Source organism: Chromobacterium sp. CCUG 30098, assembly GCF_059916605.1.
The window spans coordinates 404354-421254 of record NZ_JAUCGS010000001.1 but is presented as its reverse complement, the minus strand read 5'-3'; the positions used below and the strand labels follow the sequence as shown (position 1 = coordinate 421254).

The window sequence follows — 16901 nt, the reverse complement described above, 5'->3', positions numbered from 1 at the left end:
CGAAATCGAGGTTAAGGCGAAGCGGCGCGCGGATTCAGCCGACCAGCGCGCGGCGTTCGCGCTCCAGCAGGCCGACGTAGCGCTGGATCAGCGTCTCCATCGCCGGCGTCAGCCCCAGGTAGGAGCAACCGATGCGCACGGCCTCGTTGCCGTTGCGCAGCTTGGCGGCCAGCCGGTGACGGACTTCCAGCCCGATATGCAGCCCGCCCAGCGGTTTCAGGTCCAGCGTGCAGCGCTGGTATTGCTGGCCGATGTCGAAGCCGGGCGTGGCCGGCTGCGGCAGCCACATGCTGACGCCGCCCAGGCTGACGTCGAACAAGGCCAGGTCGATGGGCTTGTGCGGGTAATCGGCCACATGGCACATCACCGGGCTGGCCGCCGGGGTCTGGATGCGGAAGAATTCGCGGCGCTGCAGCTTGATCACCTGCTCGGGCAGATCCGCCTGGAAGGCGGGCTGGCCCTCCCAGTCTATGCGGCGCACCTGGCCGGTGACGAACTGGGTCTTGACGCCCTCCGGCGAGCAGACGAAGACATTGCGCTCGCTGGCCAGCAGATGTTCATTGGTCTCCGGGTCCGCGCCCCAGTCGAACACCAGCGTGCCCGCCTTGTGGTCCACCTCCAGGAAACGAGTCAGGATGAAGGTTTTTCCCTTATTGGAAAACACCGTCACCATGTGGCCGTTCTTGGCGATGCCGGCCAGATGATGGGCGATCTCCACCGACGTGGACAGCGTGTATTTGGCGAGGTCCAACGATGGTTGCGAGCCGGATGTTGCGCCAGCGTTATGGTCGTTGCTCACTTTGATCCGACTTTCATGTCTGCGTCAGTTTCCGATACGCCAAGTTTAGCGTAACAACTGGCCAATATCATGAGCCAAGCTCGCCGACGGCGTGCCATAGGCCTCAAACACTCGCAAACGGCCCTGTTTATCCAACAGATAGGAGCCGGCGCTGTGGTCCACGCTATAGCCGCCGCCCGGCTGGCTCACCCGCTGGGCGACGACCTTGTATTGATTCTTGATCTGCTCGACCTCGCCGGCCGTGCCGGTCAGGCCGACGAAGCTTCGATTGAAATGCGGCACATAGCCGGCCAACACCTGCGGCGTGTCGCGTTCCGGGTCTATGCTGACGAACAGCACCTGCACCTGGCTGGCCTGCTCGCCCAGCTGCTTCACCGCCGCCGCGTATTCCAGCATGGTGGTGGGGCAGACGTCCGGGCAATGGGTGTAGCCGAAGAACAGCGCCACCACCTTGCCCTGGTATTGGGACAGGCTGCGGCGCTGGCCTTGGTGGTCGGTCAGCGTGAAATCGCCGCCTATCGACGCGCCGGCGACGTCGGTGCCTTTCAAATCCAGCTTGGGTTCATTCGGCGAGCACGCGGCCAGCCACAACGGCAGCAGCAGCCAGCCGGCGAGTTTTATCAATTTGCGCATCAGGAAACGGGTATCAGCCAGTAATGGTCTATCAGCAGGGCCGCGAACAGCCAGGTCAGATACCAGATCGACCAAGCGAAGGCGCGGCGGGCCAGAGCGTCAGCATACTGGCGATGCAGGCGCACGGCAAGGAAGAGCAGCCGCGCGTCCAGCGCCAGCGCCGCCAGCAGATAGAGCCAGCCGGCCGCGCCCATCGCCACCGGCAACAGGGTGATGGCCGACAACAGCAGCGAGTACAGCAAGATGGACAGCGTGGTGAAACGCTGGCCGTGGGTCACCGGCAGCATGGGCAGCCCGGCGCGGGCGTAATCGTCGCGGCGGTACAGCGCCAGCGCCCAGAAATGCGGCGGCGTCCAGGCGTAGATGATCAGGAACAGCACCAGCGCGAACGCGTGCACCTCCCCGGTCATCGCCGCCCAGCCCAGCACCGGCGGCATCGCGCCGCTGGCGCCGCCGATCACGATGTTCTGCGGCGTATTGGGCTTGAGCAGCAGGGTGTAGACGATGGCGTAGCCGACGAAGGTGGCCAGCGTCAGCCAGGCGGTCAAGGCGTTGACCAGGCCGGCCAGCAAGGCCATGCCGATGCCGCCGGCGGTCAGCGCGATGACCAGGGTCTCGGCCGCGCCGGCCTCGCCGCGGGCGGTGGCGCGCCAGGCGGTGCGGCGCATATTGGCGTCCACCGTGCGCTCCACTAGGCAATTGATCATCGCCGCCGCGCCGGCCACCAGCGCGATGCCGGCGGTAGCCGGCAACAGGCGCGCCGGATCCGGCCAGCCCGGCCCCGCCAGAAACATGCCGATCACCGCGCAGAATACGATCAGCCCCACCACCCGGGGCTTGGCCAGTTGCATCAAGGCGACCGCGTGCTGGCGCGCCTGCTGAAGCTCCGCTGCGTTCATGTTTTTCCCCCTCAGGATGCGGCGCTCAAACCCATTCGCGATGGTTTTTGGAAAGACGGGGCAAAGGCCCGACCGGCCGCGCCTGCGCGGCGCGCGCCGGCCTCAGCCGCAGCGCCAGCAGGCTGCTGATCAGCAGCAGACAGGCGGCGCCGGCGTTGTGCAGCACCGCCACCGGCAAGGGCAGCGCCAGCAACACATTGGCGATGCCCAGCCCGATCTGCAGCGACAGCGCCGCCAGCAAGCAACACAGGTGGCCGCGCAGCGCCGGCAGCCTCCAGCCGGCGCGCGCCGCGCTCAGGCACAAAACGGTCACCAGAGCAGCGCCCAGCCGGTGCAGCCAATGCACCGCCACCAGATTGCCCACCGCCAGCGGGCTGCCGTCCGGCGCCTCGCCCAAGGCGCGGAACAGATGGAAAGCGTGTTCGAAGCGCATCTGCGGCCACCATTCGCCATTGCAGGCGGGAAAGCCCTGACAGGCCAGCGCGGCGTAGTTGGTGGACACCCAGCCGCCCAGGGCCAATTGCATAGCCACCGCCAGCGCCAGAGCGCGCGCCAGCCAGCTCAACGACACCGGCGCGTCCACCGAAGCGAGCCGCGGCGACAGCGCCAGCCAGGCCAGCAGCAGCAGCACCGACACGCCCCCGATAAGGTGCAGGGTGACGATGGCCGGCTTGAGCAGCAAGGTCACCGTCCACATGCCCAGCAAGCCCTGGAGCAGCACCACCGCCAACAGCGTCCCGGCGACCCGGCGGTGGCGTTTCCGCCGCCACGCCTGCCAGCCGATGGCGACGATCAGCGCGCCGAGCGCGCCGGCCAGATAGCGATGGCTCATTTCCTTCCAGGCCTTGCCCAGGCTGACCGGGCCGTCCGGGCTCTGGGCTTGCTGTTGCTGAATGCGTTCCGCGGCGTGATGCGGGGAGATCTGGCCGTAACAGCCCGGCCAGTCCGGACAGCCCAGCCCGGCGTCGGACAGGCGCACATAGGCGCCGAAAGGCACGACCACGCATGCCAGGATGAATGCCAGCCAGATCAGTCGCCTCATGCTGCTCTCCCCTTGTCGAGCGGCCAAGAAACTGCGGATGTCGCGGGGCCGCGCGGGCGCCGCGGCTTAACAAGCTCAACCGATGCCGTTATTGGTTTTCAGCACGCGGCCTATTTCCTGGATCACTTTCTTGGGATCGGCGGCGTCGGGATAGAACAAGACCTGGTTGCCCAAGGGGTCCACCAGATAGTAGCCGCCGCCGTCGACGTCCGTCTGCGCGGTTTGCACGATGTGGGTGGCGTCCACCTCCTCGTGCGCGGCGCTCTCCTGCCAGCCCAGCCGGGTCAGACGGCCGGCGGCCTCGCCCTGCGCACGCTGGATCTGGCGCATCGCGAAAAAGCGCTGCTGGCAGCGTGTCTGGCAGCCCGGTTCTATCCTGGCCGCCAGCACCCATTTGCCGCGCGGCCATCCTTGCGCGCCGGTCAACGCGAACGGCCGCGTCGGCAACAATTGGCCGTAGCTCTTGCCGCCCTGCGGCGGCATCAGCCGGTAAGCCGCCCAAGAGGCGAGCACCGGCGCCAGGCAGATGGCCGCCATCAGCAGCAGCTTGAGCCGGCCGCGGCGCCGGGACGGCTCGGGGGACGCTTCATCGACGCGGCTCATGGGAACGTCTCCTCAGCGAATGCAAGGACAGCAGCAATAACAGGCCCAGCAGCAGCCACTGCGCCGCATAGGCGTAATGGCGCTCCGGCATGAACTCCGGCAGCACCGGCCAATGCCGCAGCGGGTCCGGCGAGTGCTCCAGCACCACCACGCCCTGATGCCAATGGCCGGGGTAGCGCTGACGCAGCGCGGCCATGTCGATGGCGTCGACGCGGCCCTCCACGCCGGCCACCGCGCCGGGCAGCACGAAGTGGCGCGGCAGCGGCATCCAGTGTCCGCGCAAGGTCAGCGTTTTCGGATCGACGGCGGGCGGCGTCACGCCGTCGGCCAGCCAGCCCAGGTCCAACAGGGCCATCGCGCCGTCTTCCAGCCGCCAGGGCTGCAGCATGCGCCGGCCCTTGACCTCGCCCAGATAGCTGTTTTCCAGCAGCAAGGCCGGGCCGGCCGGCTGCGCGCCGGGCAGCGCCACCCGGCTGAATTCCGGCTGCGGGCGGGCCTCGCGATAAATCAGGCTGACCGGCGGCACGCCGATGGCGCTGGTCAGCGAGCGCAACAGTTCGGACTTTTCCTGCGCGCGCTGCCATTGCCAGGCCGCCAAAAAGAAAGGCAGCACCGCCATGGCCAATAAACACAGCCAAACCAGCCGTTTGCCGCTAGACTTCAAAGCTGTAGATCGACGGCCCAATCGACCGGGGGATTCCGCAATGAAACTTGTCATTCTGTTCTTGCTCGCCTGCATCGTGCTTGCCCTGTTCTGGGGCCTGACCGGCCTGCTGAAGTCCGATCAAGGCTCTCAACGTCTGGTTCGCTCCCTCACTTTGCGCATCGGCCTGTCCATCGGCCTGTTCCTGCTCTTGCTGCTGGGCGCGCTGTTCGGCTGGTGGCGCCCTCATCAAGCTTAGCCGAGCCGGCCGCCCTCGTCCCGGCGCGGCCCCTGGCCTTTGGTCCGGCCGCGCGGTTCACAGCCAGTAGACGAAGACGAACAGCAACAGCCACACCACGTCGACGAAGTGCCAGTACCAGGCCGCCGCCTCAAAGGCGAAATGATGCTGGCCGTCGAAATGCCCGCGCATCACCCTCAGCCACACCACCGCCAGAATGATGGTGCCCAAGAGCACGTGCAGGCCGTGAAAACCGGTCAGCATGAAGAAAGTCATGCCGTAAGCGCCGGAGGCCAGGCTCAGATTCAACTCGCTCATCGCGTGGCCGTACTCATACATCTGCAGGCAGAGGAACAAGCTGCCCAGCAACACGGTCAACAGCAGCCCCAGCTTCAATTGCGCGCGCCGGCCTTGCAGCAGCGCCCAATGCGCCCAGGTCACCATCGCGCCGGAACTCAGCAGGATCAGGGTATTCAGCGCCGGCAGGCCCCAGGCCCCCATCGCCTGATAGGGCTTGGTGATGCCCGGCCCGGTCAGCAGCGGCCAGGACGGCTCGAAATCCGGGTACAAAATTTTGTAGTCCATCTCGCCCAAGGTCGGCACCGACACCACCCGCACCCAGTACAAGGCGCCGAAGAAGGCGCCGAAGAACATCACCTCGGAGAAGATGAACCAGCCCATGCCCCAGCGGAAGGACATGTCTTCCTTTCCCTGGTAGTCGCCGTGCCGGCTTTCGCGGATCACATCGCCGAACCAGCCGAACAACATATAGATCAGTATCAGCGCGCCCACGCCCAGCGACAGCTTGCCCAGCGGCTGGCCGTTGACGGCGAAAGCCGCGCCCAAGCCCAGGCAGAACAGCGCCACCGCGCCCACCGCCGGCCAGCGCGATGGCTGCGGCACAAAGTAATGCGTCTGTTCCCGCTCGTTCGCTGTCGTCATTGCGTTCTCCCTGCACACCGATTAGGACGTGGCCAGCCGCACCACCAATAGCAACACGCCGATAAAAGTCGCCGCCAGCAGCAGCGCGGTCAGTATCAGCTGCAGCGGCGAGAGCTTGCTGTCCTCGCGCGCGTCCGCCTTGCGGCGCACGCCGAAAAAGGCGGACAACACCGCCAACACGCCTTGCCATGCCCTCATGAGCCCGCTCCCGCATTGCCCGGCACGTCAAACACGGTATAGGCCAGCGTGATGCTGTCTATTGAGGCCGGCAAACGCTTGTCGACGACGAACACCACCGGAAAGCGTCTGGTTTCGCCGGGCGCGAAGGCCTGCTGGCGGAAGCAGAAGCACTCCAGCTTCTTGACGTACTCGCCGGCGGCGGCGGGCAGATAGCGCGGAATCGCCTGCCCCACCACCCGCTGACCGCTGGCGTTGGTGATTTCGTACTCCACTTGCACGAACTGGCCCGGCTTCACCTTGAGCCGGGTCTGCAAGGGCCGCACCTGCCACGGCAGGCCGGCCTGCACCGTGGCGTCGAAAGTCATGTCCACCTCGTGCGCCGCCGCGCCGCCGTTTGTCGCCGTGTCGTCCAGGCTGTCCGCCTTGACCACGTCGTTGAGGCCGGTGACTTCGCACACCACCTTGTACAGCGGGATCAGCCCCCAGGCGAAAACGAACATCAGCAAGGCCACCACCGCCAGTTTCTTCATCAGCTGGCGGTTGCTGCGACCCTGCTTGGTGGCGGCTTCCATCGCATCGTCCTCAGTGGTGCTCGCCGCCGGTGCTGGACACCACCACACCGTTTTCAATCACCTCCAGCTGCGGCGCTTCGGCGAAGCTGTGATAGGGCGCCGGGGTGGGAATCGCCCACTCCAGCGTATTGGCGCCCTCCCACGGATGATGCGGCGCGGGCTTGCCGTGGCGCAGCGAGCGCAGGATGTTGTAGAGGAAGATCAACTGCCCCAGACCGAACATGAAGGCGCCGATGCTGGCCAGTTGGTTGAATTCGGTGAATTGCAGCGCGTAGTCGGGAATCCGCCGCGGCATGCCGGCGAGACCGAGGAAGTGCATGGGGAAGAAGGTGACGTTGAACCACAGCAAGGACCACCAGAAATGCAGCTTGCCCAGGCCCTCGTGGTACATCTTGCCCGTCATCTTGGGAAACCAGTAATAGATGGCGGAGAACAGGCTGAACAGCGCCCCGGCCACCAGCACGTAATGGAAATGGGCGACCACGTAGTAGCTGGCGTGCAGCTGGATGTCCACCGCCGCCACGCTGAGGGTGACGCCGGACAGGCCGCCTATGGTGAACAGCAGGATGAAGCCGATGGCGAACAGCATGGGTGTTTCAAACGTCATGCTGCCTTCCCACATGGTGGCCACCCAGTTGAACACTTTGACCCCGGTGGGCACCGCGATCAGCATGGTCGCGTACATGAAGAACAGCTGGGCGGTGGCCGGCATGCCGGTGGCGAACATATGGTGCGCCCACACCATGAAGGACAGGATGCCGATGCTGGAGGTGGCGTAAACCATGGAGGCGTAGCCGAACAAGGGCTTGCGGGCGAAGGTGGGAATCACCTGGCTGACGATGCCGAAGGCCGGCAGCGCCATGATGTAGACCTCGGGATGGCCGAAGAACCAGAACACGTGCTGATACAGGATGGGGTCGCCGCCGCCGGCGGCGTTGAAGAAATGGGTGCCGAAGTGACGGTCGGTCAACACCATGGTGACCACGCCGGCCAGGACCGGCATCACCGCGATGATCAGGTAGGCGGTGATCAGCGAGGCCCAGGCGAACATCGGCATCTTCATCATGGTCATGCCCGGCGCGCGCAGATTGAGGATGGTGACGATGATGTTGATCGACCCCATGATGGAGCTGACGCCCATGATGTGGATGGCGAAGATGGTCATGTCCATGCCCATGCCCATCTGGGTGGACAAGGGCGCGTACAGCGTCCAGCCGGCCGCCGCCGCGCCGCCGGGCACGATGAAGGACAGCAGGAGCAGCAGCGCCGCCGGCGGCAGCAGCCAGAAGCTCCAGTTGTTCATCCGGGCGAAAGCCATGTCCGGCGCGCCTATCATCAGCGGCAGCATCCAGTTGGCCAGGCCGGTGAAGGCCGGCATGATGGCGCCGAACACCATGATCAGGCCGTGCAGGGTGGTGAACTGGTTGAACAGCTCCGGCTGGAAGAACTGCAGGCCGGGCTGGAACAGTTCGGCGCGGATGCACAGCGCCATCACCCCGCCGGACAGAAACATGATGAAGGAGAACCACAGATACATCGAACCGATGTCCTTGTGGTTGGTGGCCGCCAGCCAGCGCATGATGCCGCGCGGGCGCTCGTGATGCCCCGGCGCGTGCCCGGCATGGCCGGCGTCATCGACAATTGCCATATCGCTCTCCTTGCATGGGTTCGCCGCCGCTCCCGGCCTCAGCCGGTGGCGCCGCGGGCCGCCTTGATCTCTTTGGGCTGCACCAATTCGCCGGTGTGGTTGCCCCAGGCGTTGCGCTCATAGGTGATCACCGCGGCAATGTCGGTATCCGACAGCTGCTTGCCCCAGGCTTGCATCGCCGGGTTTTTCTGACTGCCGAACAAGACGATGTGGATGTGCGCCGGCTTGTCAGCGATGGCTATCTTGGAACCGTCCAGCGCCGGGAAGGCGCCGGGCAGGCCCTTGCCGTTGGCCTGATGACAGGCGACGCAGTTCTGGGCGTAGACCTTTTCGCCGCGGGCTTTCAGATCGGCCAGCGTCCACACCTTGTTGGGATCGTCCGCCGCCGCGGCCATTTGCTTTTTCTTGGCTTCCAGCCACTTGGCGTAGTCGTCCGGCGTCTTGGCCTCCACCACGATGGGCATGTAGCCGTGGTCCTTGCCGCACAACTCGGAGCACTGGCCGCGATAAGTGCCGGGCTTGTCTATGCGAAACCAGCTGTCGCGCAGAAAGCCGGGAACCGCGTCCTGCTTGACGCCCAGCTGCGGCACCCACCAGGAGTGGATCACGTCGTTGGCGGTCAGCAGCAGCCGCACTTTCTTGCCGGTGGGCACCACCAGCGGCTCGTCCACTTCCAGCAGATAATTGACCGGTTTGGCCGCGGCGTTGGCGATGGCCTCGCGCGGCGTGGACAAATGGCTCATGAAGCCGAAATTATCGTCCAGATAGTCGTAACGCCACTTCCATTGATAGCCGGTGACCTTGACCGTCATGTCCTCGCCGCGCGTGCTCTTCTGCGACAACACCGCCTTGGTGGCCGGCCAGGCCATGCCGATCAGGATCAGCAGCGGAATCACCGTCCAGATGATTTCCACCGTGGTGTTTTCATGGAAGTGCTTGGCCTGATGGCCGGCGGCTTTGCGGTGGCGGACGATGGCGTACATCATCACCAGGAACACCAGCGCGAAGATGACGCAGGTGATCACCAGCAACATGGTGTGCAGGTCGTATTGCTGACGGGCAATGGGAGTGACGGGGGCTTGCAGATTCAACTCGGCCGCTGACGCGCAGGATATCGGCAGCCAACAGCAAAGGACGCGCATACAGGACATGGAGCCCCCCTAGAAATCCTCAACTGACATGAAATGGTGCTGACTGGTCCGGTCTATTCCCATGACCGGTTAATGGCATGCTAGAAAAAAAGGTCAAGGAAAACAAGAAAATGTCTTGCGGCAACGCAATAAAATATTACGGATGGGAATCGCTGCGCGCGCCGTTCCGCGCCCGGCGGCTCAGTTGGATTCGCCGGCCAGGTGCGGCACTTCCAGCAATAGCGGCGCCGGCATGTGTCTTTGCAGGGTTTCCAGGTTCTGCTCGTAGGCCTGTTGCTGCGGCACCACTCGATTGGCCACCCAGCCGGCCAGCGGCAGGCCGGCGTCCAGCACCGCGCGCGCGGTCAGCAAGGCGTGGTTGATGCAGCCCAGCCGCATGCCCACCACCAGAATCACCGGCAGTTGCAAGGCCTTGGCCATATCGGCCATGAACAGCCGGTCGGACAGCGGGGCCATCCAGCCGCCCGCCGCCTCCACCACCACCACGTCGGCGCAAGCGGCCAATTGCTGGTAATGGTCAACGATCACGTCCAGCCGGATGTCCACGCCGGCCTCGCTCGCGGCGATATGCGGCGACACCGGCGGCAGGAATCGATAGGGGTTCATCAGTTCCAGATCGGACTGGCCGGTGGCGGCGGTCAGCCGCGCCACGTCGTCGTTCCACCAGCTGCCGTCGGCCAGCAGTTCGCAGCCGGAAGCCACCGGCTTCATCGCCAGCACGCGCTTGCCTTCGGCCTGCCATTGGCGGATCAATTGCACGGCGACGTGGGTCTTGCCGATTTCGGTATCGGTGCCGGTGATGAAGAAGGCTGCGGACATGGGCGCTTTCCGTAATGGGGAAGGAGAGAGCTGGCAGTCTAGCGCCGGCCCGTCCGCGCGTAAAACGCAAAAACCCCGGCTCCGCCGCGCAACGACGCCGACCTCATGGGTCGGCTGTCCGCCGCGCGGCCTTGTGAGCCGGGGCAAAAAGGGTCGGCCTTGTGGGCCTGATGGACTTCACACTCGATAAAGTGAACTCCCTGGGCCGGACGGTCTAACGCTGACTGCACGCCGACAAGGACGGGATGGAAAACCTTGTCGACGACGCGCCGCGCTGGCCGCCTCGGCCGGAAAACCTCATACCAGCGCTTGTGCGTTCAGCTTTTGCTCCTGGTTCATCAATTTGTTCAAGGCCGACAAATAGGCCTTGGCCGAGGACACGATGATGTCGGTGTCCGCGCCCAGGCCGCTGACGATGCGGCCGTCTCGCGCCAGGCGCACCGTCACTTCGCCTTGGGATTCGGTGCCCTTGGTGATGGCGTTCACCGAGTACAGTTCCAGTTCCGCGCCGCTGGCGGCCACGCTTTCAATCGCCTTGAAAGCGGCGTCCACCGGACCGGAGCCGCTGGATTGGGCGCGGCGCTCTTCGCCGTGCGCCAGGAAGACGATGGAGGCCACCGGCGCTTCGCCGGTTTCGGTGGCGATCTTCAAGGACACCAGTTTGTAATCCTCTTCGCGGACGGTGCTGAACTCGTCCGACACCAGCGCGTGCAGGTCCTCGTCGAAAATCTCGCGCTTGCGGTCCGCCAGCTCCTTGAAACGGGCGAAGGCGGCGTTCAGCGCTTCTTCGCTGTCCAGCACGATGCCCAGCTCGATCAGCTTGGTCTTGAAGGCGTTGCGGCCGGACAATTTGCCCAGGGTCAGGCGGTTGGTGCTCCAGCCCACCGATTCGGCGGACATGATCTCGTAGGTTTCGCGGTGCTTGAGCACGCCGTCCTGATGGATGCCGGACTCGTGGGCGAAGGCGTTGGCGCCGACGATGGCCTTGTTGGGCTGCACCGGATAGCCGGTCACCGTGGACACCAGCTTGGAGGCCGGCACGATCTGGGTCGCGTCGATGCCGGTTTCCAGTGCGAACACGTCCTTGCGGGTGCGCACCGCCATCACCACTTCCTCCAGGCTGGCGTTGCCGGCGCGCTCGCCCAGGCCGTTGATGGTGCATTCCACCTGGCGCGCGCCGCCCAGCACCGCGGCCAGGCTGTTGGCCACCGCCATGCCCAGATCGTTGTGACAGTGGGCGGACCAGACCACTTTGTCGCCGCCCGGCGTCTTGGCGATCAATTCGCGGAAGAAAGCCTCGGTGATGAAGGGCACCGCGTAACCGACGGTGTCCGGCACGTTCAGCGTGGTGGCGCCGGCCTTGATCACTTCGCCGAAAATGCGCGCCAGGAAGTTGATGTCCGAGCGCAGCGCGTCTTCGGCGGAGAACTCCACGTCGTCGGTGTATTCGCGGGCGATTTTCACCGCCGCCACCGCCGCCGCCACCACTTCGTCCGGGCTCATGCGCAGCTTCTTCTCCATATGGATGGGGCTGGTGGCGATGAAAGTATGGATGCGGCCGCGCGCCGCCGGCTTGATCGCTTCGCCCGCGGCGCGGACGTCGCGCTCGTTGGCGCGGGCCAGACTACAGACGGTGGAGTCCTTGATCACCTCGGCGATGGCGCGGATGGCGTCGGCGTCGCCCGGGCTCGCCGCGGCGAAACCGGCTTCGATGATGTCCACGCCCAGACGCTCCAGCTGGCGGGCAATCCGGATCTTTTCTTCCTTGGTCATCGATGCGCCCGGCGATTGCTCGCCGTCGCGCAAGGTGGTGTCGAATATATAAAGACGATTGCCCATCTGGCTGTTTCTCCCTGGTCCCTGCATTGCAATTTCCGCGCCTGTCCCGACGCCGATCAGATAATCGTTGAAATCGAAGCGTTTACCCTGGCTGGCCGCCATCACCGCCAGCTTGTTGAGCTGGGCCAATGGCAGGCTGCCGCGTTCTCTCCATTTGTATATCGCCGCCCGAGTCACCGGCTCATCGGCGAACAAGCGATTCAGATCCTCAGCCAGCTGTCCCGGCCCGCCGAAGTCCGCAATCAAGCGTTCAATGTCCAATTGCATCATGTGCTCCCGCAGCAAATTTTGATCCAGCCTACCGGCAAGCAAGACATAAAGTCAAATCTGCATGCTGAAAACTGTGATTAAAACGTTACACCGGATGTCCAAGCCAAAAATATCGGACATTATGTCTATTTTTGCCTGGCAATTGCCTAAGCTTTAAGCAAAGCGCAAGCGATCAGACGCCGGCAGATCGGTTATACTCTTGGGTTTAGTCAGATTGATCGAGGACAAACCAGTGTCCGAACGCCTGTTCGTGCTGTTGCAACATCTGATGCCCAAGCTGGCCATGACCCGATTGGCGGGCCGCATCGCCAACTGGGAAGGCGGCAGCCTGACGCAATGGATCATCCGCCGCTTCATCGCCCGCTATCAGGTGGACATGAATGAAGCCGCCGCCAGCGATCCCTCCGCCTACGCCAGCTTCAACGCCTTCTTCACCCGCGCCCTGCGCGCCGACGCGCGCCCGCTCTCGAGCGAACGGCTGGCGTGCCCGGTGGACGGCGCCATCAGCCAGTTCGGCCGTATCGAACAGGGGCAGATTTTCCAGGCCAAGGGCCGCAGCTACTCCGCCCAGGCGCTGCTGGCCGGCGACGCCGAATCGGCGCGCCGTTTCGACGACGGCCATTTCGCCACCATCTACCTGAGCCCGCGCGACTACCATCGCATCCACATGCCTTGCGACGGCCGCCTGCTGCGGATGAGCTATGTTCCGGGCGAGCTGTATTCGGTGAACCCGGCCACCGCCCGCGGCGTGGACCGCTTGTTCGCGCGCAATGAACGCGTGGTCTGCCTGTTCGAGGGACAGGACGGCCGGCCCTTCGCGCTGGTACTGGTGGGCGCCACCATCGTCGGCAGCATGGCCACCGTCTGGCACGGCGTGGTCAATCCGCCGCGGCCGGGCCAGATCCGGCACTGGGACTACCGCGACCAGGACATCCGTCTGGCCAAGGGCGAGGAGATGGGCCGCTTCTTGCTGGGCTCCACCGTGGTCTTGCTGTTCCCGCAAGGCCCGCTGAGCTTCAACCCCGCCTGGCAAGCCGCCGGCGCGGTGCGCATGGGCGAGGCGATGGCCGACTGAAGGCTCTCGCTCCAAACGCAACGGCGCCCAGGGCGCCGTTTTTCATGGGCCGGCCTTGCGTCCGCGCCGTCCACACGCAAAAAAGCCGGGAAATCTCCCGGCTTTGCTTAATGCGGCAGCCCGCGGACTCAGTTCTTGGACTGGTCCACCAGCTTGTTCTTGGCGATCCACGGCATCATCGCGCGCAGCTCGGCGCCCACTTTCTCGATCGGGTGATCAGCGGTCAGACGACGACGCGCGGTCATGCTCGGATAGTTGGTCTTGCCTTCCAGGATGAACATCTTCGCGTATTCGCCGGACTGGATACGGTACAGCGCCTTCTTCATCGCGTCCTTGGTGGCGGAGGTCACCACTTCCGGGCCGGTCACGTACTCGCCGTACTCCGCGTTGTTGGAGATCGAGTAGTTCATATTGGCGATGCCGCCTTCGTACATCAGGTCGACGATCAGCTTCAGCTCGTGCAGACACTCGAAGTAAGCCATTTCCGGCGCGTAGCCGGCTTCCACCAGGGTTTCGAAGCCGGCCTTGACCAGCTCCACCGCGCCGCCGCACAGCACGGCCTGCTCGCCGAACAGATCGGTCTCGGTTTCCTCGCGGAAATTGGTCTCGATCACGCCGCCCTTGGTGCCGCCGTTGGCCGCCGCGTAGGACAGGGCCACGTCGCGCGCCTTGCCGGACTTGTCCTGATAGACCGCGATCAGGGTCGGCACGCCGCCGCCCTTCAGGTATTCGGAGCGCACGGTGTGGCCCGGGCCTTTCGGCGCCACCATGATCACGTCGACGTCGGCCGGCGGCACGATCTGGTTGTAATGGATGTTGAAGCCGTGGGCGAAGGCCAGCGCCGCGCCCTTCTTCAGATTGGGCGCGATGTCCTTGCCGTAGACGTCCGGCTGCGATTCGTCCGGCAGCAGAATCATCACCACGTCGGCCTTCTTCACCGCCTCGGCCACTTCCTTGACCTTGTGGCCGGCCGCTTCCGCCTTCTTCCAGGAAGCGCCGTCCTTGCGCAGGCCCACCACGACGTCCACGCCGGAGTCTTTCAGGTTCTGCGCATGGGCATGGCCCTGGGAACCGTAGCCGATGATGGCGACTTTCTTGCCCTTGATGATGGAGAGGTCAGCGTCTTTGTCGTAGAAAACTTTCATTTGCAATCCTTGATTTCGTTTGTTTAGGCGGCCCGGCCCTTGGCCGGCGCCCGCCTGCTTCAGATTTTCAGAACCCGCTCACCCCGACCAATGCCGGATGCGCCGGTACGGACCGTTTCCAGGATCACTGTGCGGTCCACCGCCTCGATGAAGGCGCCGAGCTTTTCGCTCGTACCGGTCAGCTCGATGGTGTAAGTCTTTTCCGTCACGTCGATGATGCGTCCGCGGAAGATGTCGGCCATGCGCTTCATCTCCTCGCGGTCCTTGCCGGTGGCGCGGACCTTGATCAGCATCAGCTCGCGCTCGATGTGCTCGGATTCATTGAGGTCTATCACCTTGACCACCTCGATCAGCTTGTTGAGCTGCTTGGTGATCTGCTCGATGACTTCGTCGGAACCGTGAGTGACGATAGTCATGCGCGACAGCGTCGGGTCCTCGGTCGTGGACACTGTCAGCGAATCGATGTTGTAGGCACGGGCCGAAAACAGGCCCACCACGCGGGACAATGCGCCCGCTTCGTTTTCCAGAAGAATGGATAGGATATGTCGCATACCGGCTGGCCTCAACACATATTGCCGTAGTCACGGTTGTTCTCGAAGGGCACGTTCTGCACCTCGCTCATGTGCTCGGGCAGGTCCATCTGATCCAGGCCCTTGCCGTTTTGCACCATCGGGAACACGTTCTCGGACTGGTCGGTACGGAAATCCAGGAACACCAGCCGCTCCTTCAGCTTCTGGCTGAACGCCTCCTTCAATACCGGCTCCACGTCGGCGGGGTCTTCCACCTTGAAGCCGATATGGCCGTAAGCCTCGGCGATTTTGACGAAGTCCGGCAAGGCGTCCATATAGGATTCGGAATAGCGCGTGCCGTAGAAGAACTGCTGCCACTGGCGCACCATGCCCAGGTAGCGGTTGTTCAAGGCCAGCACCTTCACCGGGGTGTGGTACTGCTTGCAGGTGGACAGTTCCTGGATGTTCATCTGGATCGAGCCCTCGCCGGTGATGCAGGCGACGGTGGCGTCCGGATTGGCCAGTTGCGCGCCCATCGCCGCAGGCAGGCCGAAGCCCATGGTGCCGAGCCCGCCGGAGTTCAGCCACTGCTTGGGATTGTCGAACTTGTAGTACTGCGCCGCCCACATCTGGTGCTGGCCCACGTCGGATGTGACGATGGCCTTGCCGCCGGTGATTTCGTACAGCTTCTCCACCACGTACTGAGGCTTGATCAGCTCGGTGGACGGGGTGTACAGCAAACAGTTGTGGCCGCGCCATTCCTCAATCTGCTTCCACCAGCCGGCCAGGGCTTGAGCGTCCGGCTTCTGGCCGGATTGCTTCAGCAGGTCCAGCATGTCTTTCAGCACATGCTTGACGTCGCCGACGATGGGGATGTCCGCCTTCACCCGCTTGGAGATGGAGGACGGATCCACGTCGATGTGGATGATCTTCTTCGGCTGGCTGAGGAAGTGCGAGGGCACGCTGATCACGCGGTCGTCGAAACGCGCGCCTATGGCCACCAGCACATCGCAGTACTGCATCGCCATATTGGCTTCATAAGTGCCGTGCATGCCCAGCATGCCGAGGAACTGCGGATCGGAACCCGGATAGGCGCCCAGGCCCATCAGGGTGTTGGTACACGGCAGGCCCAGCGATTTGACCAGTTCGGTCACTTCGCCGGCGGCATTGCCCTGCACCGCGCCGCCGCCCACGTAAATAAAGGGGCGCTTGGCTTCCAACAGCAGGTTCACCGCTTTCTTGATCTGCCCCGGGTGCCCGCGGGTAGCCGGCACGTAGGAGCGGATATGCACGCTTTCCGGGTATTGGAATTCCGTGCGCTGCTGGGTGATGTCCTTGGGGATGTCAACCACCACCGGACCGGGACGACCGGTCTTGGCGATGTAGAACGCCTTTTTGATGGTGGCGGCTATTTCATTGACGTCCTTGACCAGGAAGTTGTGCTTCACGCACGGGCGGGTGATGCCCACCATGTCCACTTCCTGGAAGGCGTCCAGGCCGATGGCCGGAGACGGCACCTGGCCGGACAGCACCACCATGGGGATGGAGTCCATATAGGCGGTGGCAATGCCGGTCACGGCATTGGTCGCGCCGGGGCCGGAGGTGACCAGGGCCACGCCCACCTTGTCGCTGGAACGGGAGTAGGCATCGGCGGCATGCACCGCCGCCTGCTCATGCCTGACCAGCACATGTTTGAATTTGTCCTGCCGGAAAATGGCATCGTAGATTTCCAGCACCGCGCCGCCGGGGTAGCCGAAAACAAATTCGACACCTTCTTCCTGCAGGCAGCGGACAACCGCTTCCGCGCCCGATATCTGCATATCGCCTCTTGTCTTTGCGTTAGTTTCATCCCGTATCGGACGACCTTAGCGTATTGCTTTGAAACCGGTCAAGT

18 protein-coding genes are annotated in these 16901 nt (G+C 64.1%); 2 read left to right on the top strand and 16 right to left on the bottom strand.

Translation table 11 applies throughout. The features are described 5' to 3' along the window. Positions 1-34: 34 nt before the first annotated feature. The 6 genes from QUG03_RS02025 to QUG03_RS02000 form a co-directional block, all read right to left on the bottom strand. Entirely contained in the window at positions 35-751 is a 717-nt protein-coding gene (locus tag QUG03_RS02025) for a flagellar brake protein (protein WP_227105543.1), read from the bottom strand. Positions 752-844: 93 nt separating this feature from the next. Further along, a complete protein-coding gene (locus QUG03_RS02020) occupies positions 845-1432 on the bottom strand; it encodes an SCO family protein (protein WP_227105544.1) in 588 nt (195 codons plus the stop codon). Then, complete coding sequence (locus QUG03_RS02015; RefSeq protein ID WP_337882518.1) at positions 1432-2331, bottom strand: heme o synthase; 900 nt, start codon at positions 2329-2331, stop codon at positions 1432-1434. Before QUG03_RS02015 ends, QUG03_RS02020 begins: the two co-directional genes overlap by 1 nt. A gap of 25 nt (positions 2332-2356) precedes the next feature. After that, entirely contained in the window at positions 2357-3373 is a 1017-nt protein-coding gene (locus QUG03_RS02010; RefSeq protein ID WP_488876568.1) for a COX15/CtaA family protein, read from the bottom strand. A 75-nt stretch (positions 3374-3448) separates the two neighbouring features. Then, the gene (locus tag QUG03_RS02005; protein WP_107800992.1) at positions 3449-3976 is read right to left on the bottom strand and encodes a redox-active disulfide-containing membrane protein; all 528 of its coding nucleotides are present in this window, start codon (positions 3974-3976) and stop codon (positions 3449-3451) included. After that, positions 3960-4589, bottom strand: coding sequence for an SURF1 family protein (locus QUG03_RS02000; protein ID WP_253313902.1), 630 nt, complete (start codon positions 4587-4589; stop codon positions 3960-3962). The genes QUG03_RS02005 and QUG03_RS02000 overlap by 17 nt, the downstream gene beginning before the upstream one ends. Before the next feature lie 91 nt (positions 4590-4680). Here QUG03_RS02000 and QUG03_RS01995 point away from each other — a divergent pair, with 91 nt between their 5' ends. Next, a complete protein-coding gene (locus tag QUG03_RS01995) occupies positions 4681-4878 on the top strand; it encodes a DUF2909 family protein (RefSeq protein WP_019102806.1) in 198 nt (65 codons plus the stop codon). Positions 4879-4935: 57 nt separating this feature from the next. Here the strand turns inward: QUG03_RS01995 and QUG03_RS01990 are convergent, their stop codons facing one another. The 7 genes from QUG03_RS01990 to QUG03_RS01960 all read right to left on the bottom strand — a co-directional run bounded on the left by QUG03_RS01990 (position 4936) and on the right by QUG03_RS01960 (position 12275). Further along, positions 4936-5799: a cytochrome c oxidase subunit 3 gene (locus tag QUG03_RS01990; RefSeq protein ID WP_227105548.1), complete on the bottom strand. Its 864-nt coding sequence runs from the start codon at positions 5797-5799 to the stop codon at positions 4936-4938. Between the two features lie 21 nt (positions 5800-5820). Further along, positions 5821-5997 (bottom strand): DUF2970 domain-containing protein, encoded by a 177-nt coding sequence (locus QUG03_RS01985; RefSeq protein WP_081544914.1) that lies wholly within the window; start codon positions 5995-5997, stop codon positions 5821-5823. Continuing rightward, positions 5994-6551 carry a cytochrome c oxidase assembly protein gene (locus tag QUG03_RS01980; RefSeq protein WP_500819241.1) on the bottom strand — a complete coding sequence of 186 codons (558 nt, stop codon included), beginning with the start codon at positions 6549-6551 and terminating at the stop codon, positions 5994-5996. Before QUG03_RS01980 ends, QUG03_RS01985 begins: the two co-directional genes overlap by 4 nt. A gap of 10 nt (positions 6552-6561) precedes the next feature. Continuing rightward, positions 6562-8199, bottom strand: coding sequence for a cytochrome c oxidase subunit I (gene ctaD, locus QUG03_RS01975; RefSeq protein ID WP_227105563.1), 1638 nt, complete (start codon positions 8197-8199; stop codon positions 6562-6564). A gap of 38 nt (positions 8200-8237) precedes the next feature. Continuing rightward, a complete protein-coding gene (gene coxB, locus QUG03_RS01970) occupies positions 8238-9290 on the bottom strand; it encodes a cytochrome c oxidase subunit II (RefSeq protein ID WP_253313900.1) in 1053 nt (350 codons plus the stop codon). Between the two features lie 240 nt (positions 9291-9530). Beyond that, positions 9531-10169, bottom strand: coding sequence for a dethiobiotin synthase (gene bioD, locus QUG03_RS01965; protein ID WP_107800998.1), 639 nt, complete (start codon positions 10167-10169; stop codon positions 9531-9533). A gap of 297 nt (positions 10170-10466) precedes the next feature. Continuing rightward, a complete protein-coding gene (locus QUG03_RS01960) occupies positions 10467-12275 on the bottom strand; it encodes a 2-isopropylmalate synthase (RefSeq protein WP_107802039.1) in 1809 nt (602 codons plus the stop codon). 235 nt (positions 12276-12510) lie between these two features. On the opposite strand from QUG03_RS01960, the gene asd reads away from it, so the two are divergent. Further along, positions 12511-13353: an archaetidylserine decarboxylase gene (asd, locus tag QUG03_RS01955; protein ID WP_227105566.1), complete on the top strand. Its 843-nt coding sequence runs from the start codon at positions 12511-12513 to the stop codon at positions 13351-13353. Positions 13354-13481: 128 nt separating this feature from the next. On the opposite strand, the gene ilvC is transcribed toward asd, so the two are convergent. From ilvC to ilvB, 3 genes are read right to left on the bottom strand one after another with little or no spacing between them, the layout of a single operon-like run. Beyond that, positions 13482-14498, bottom strand: coding sequence for a ketol-acid reductoisomerase (gene ilvC / locus QUG03_RS01950; RefSeq protein ID WP_048407995.1), 1017 nt, complete (start codon positions 14496-14498; stop codon positions 13482-13484). Positions 14499-14557: 59 nt separating this feature from the next. After that, positions 14558-15049 (bottom strand): acetolactate synthase small subunit, encoded by a 492-nt coding sequence (ilvN, locus tag QUG03_RS01945; protein WP_019101853.1) that lies wholly within the window; start codon positions 15047-15049, stop codon positions 14558-14560. 11 nt (positions 15050-15060) lie between these two features. After that, entirely contained in the window at positions 15061-16827 is a 1767-nt protein-coding gene (gene ilvB, locus QUG03_RS01940) for a biosynthetic-type acetolactate synthase large subunit (RefSeq protein WP_107801000.1), read from the bottom strand. Positions 16828-16901: the final 74 nt, after the last annotated feature.